1 protein-coding gene is annotated in these 1,243 nt (G+C 62.6%); it reads left to right on the forward strand.

Going from position 1 to position 1,243, the window contains the following annotated elements; translation table 11 throughout:
* Nucleotides 1-1,243: hypothetical protein (locus PLJ71_01760; protein HQM47379.1), on the forward strand; the 1,243-nt coding region annotated here is incomplete at both ends.

Genomic DNA, 1,243 nt, shown 5'->3' on the forward strand with positions numbered 1-1,243 from the left:
TGGCGTGTTGACGGCTGTGTTTCTCCTGGCAGGAGGTCTCTTGCCGGCTCCCTGGCAGGCGCGGGCGGCGGCGGAGCCGCTCAGGATCGGTTCCGAGAAGCAGCTTTTCCTCGACGACCGTGTGATCGCGTCGAGCACGAACGTCGAGCGCGTGATGAATCCGCCGTATCAGCCGTTGGAGCCGGTGCTGATTGCCAATGCGCCGTGGGAACTCGCCGAACGCGCCCATGTGTGGAATTCGGCCACCGTGCGTAAGGAAGACGGAAAGATCCGGCTCTGGTACCACCTGCTCACCTTGCGCGAGGAGACGCCGGAGACGGGTCCCGTGGCGAAAGGCGAGTATGTCGCGTATGCTGAATCCGAGGACGGTATTCATTTCGTCAAGCCTGAGTTGGGGCTTCACGAATTCGGCGGAACCACGGCCAACAGCATCGTCATCCCGAACTGCCGCGGAGTGGCCGCATGGGTGGACCCCCAAGCGCCGCCCGAGGCGCGTTACCGCACGCAGACGAAAGGCCCTCAGGGGCGGCTCACATTTCACCACAGTCCTGACGGTATTCATTGGGAGCTGACGCGGGCCATAGATATCGGCGATTGCGATACGCAGAGCATGGCGTTCTGGGACGAGACCCTGGGCCGGTACGTGCTGTATACCCGCAAGTGGGTCAGGTTCGAGAACAAATCCCATAGCTATCGTTACCACCGGCGCATGGAGTCGAACGACCTCGAGCATTGGGACAACGAGGTGCAGGTGCTGGGGGCCGACGAGGCCGATTTGGCAACGTATGAGACGTCAACCGGGCAGCCGCCTGTTGATTATTACGGCGCGTGCGTGTTTCGTTATCCCGATTCGCGAGGTATGTACGTCATGGTCGGCCATGCTTTATGGCACTGGTTCGCTCGCGAACCCCTGCAATCGCTGGGACCCGACCAGTTGGATGATCGCCTCTGCGCAGGGCGTGACGGCAAGGAGTTTGCGCGTCTGGGCGGAAGGCTTCCATTTCTGCGGCTAGGGCCAAGCGGCACGTGGTTCTCACGGCACGTGTGGACCGCATCAGCGCCGATCGAGATGGGCAACGAGCTCTGGCTCTACTACTGGGGTTCCAACATGGACCACGCCGGCAATATCGATCCCGCGGCGCAGGGGGAGATTCGGTGCGGCCTCGGGCGCGCGATTCTGCGGCTAGACGGATTCGTCTCGCTCGATGCCGGTTATGCGTGGGGCGAGTTCACCACGCCGCCG

The sequence above is a fragment of the Candidatus Hydrogenedentota bacterium genome (assembly GCA_035416745.1).
In the GTDB taxonomy this organism is placed as follows: domain Bacteria; phylum Hydrogenedentota; class Hydrogenedentia; order Hydrogenedentales; family SLHB01; genus UBA2224.